The 510-nt window shown below is 44.1% G+C and carries 1 pseudogene; it reads left to right on the top strand.

Annotated features, from left to right (window positions below):
• Positions 1–283, top strand: a pseudogene (locus tag A2F46_RS12760) (hypothetical protein); the annotation flags it as partial.
• Positions 284–510 lie beyond the last annotated feature (227 nt).

The following is a 510-nucleotide window of genomic DNA, read 5'->3' as shown; positions in this document are numbered from 1 at the left end:
CCACCGCGAATTGGGTGCCAGTGAAGCGCATGTGGTGCAATCGTCTGAAGAAAGTTCAGACAGCCTAAACGACCTATTGGGTTTGAAGGCTATTTCAATTCGTTTGCCGCAGGGCATGATTGATGATTTAAAGGCAATCGCTGAGATGAATGGATTGGGCTATCAACCGCTGATTAAGCAGATTCTGGCGCGGTTTGTGCGCAGTGAACAAAAGCGCTTGGCGAATGAGATGATTCAAGAAACCTTGGCGCAGCGAAAGGCGGATAAAGGTAAGGTTGCCTGATAAATAATTAAGCGAGAAGAGCCGATAAGGCTCTTTTTTTGTTGCCTAATCAGGTTAACACCAAAGCGCTATTCCCGAAACTCCATTTGTCGATTCCAGAAACGCCATTTGTAGATTCGGGAATTGCCAAAAGGGACATTCGGGAGGTGAAGAAATCGCTTTCGGTTGCCAAATACGCTAATTTTAATACAGTGTCAAATTAATATAGTAAAGTTATGTTTAGATGG

It is taken from the genome of Snodgrassella sp. CFCC 13594 (assembly GCF_001590725.1).
Classification (GTDB): domain Bacteria; phylum Pseudomonadota; class Gammaproteobacteria; order Burkholderiales; family Neisseriaceae; genus Snodgrassella.
The sequence above is the reverse complement of the archived record's forward strand: the minus strand, read 5'-3'. Positions and strand labels throughout refer to the sequence as shown.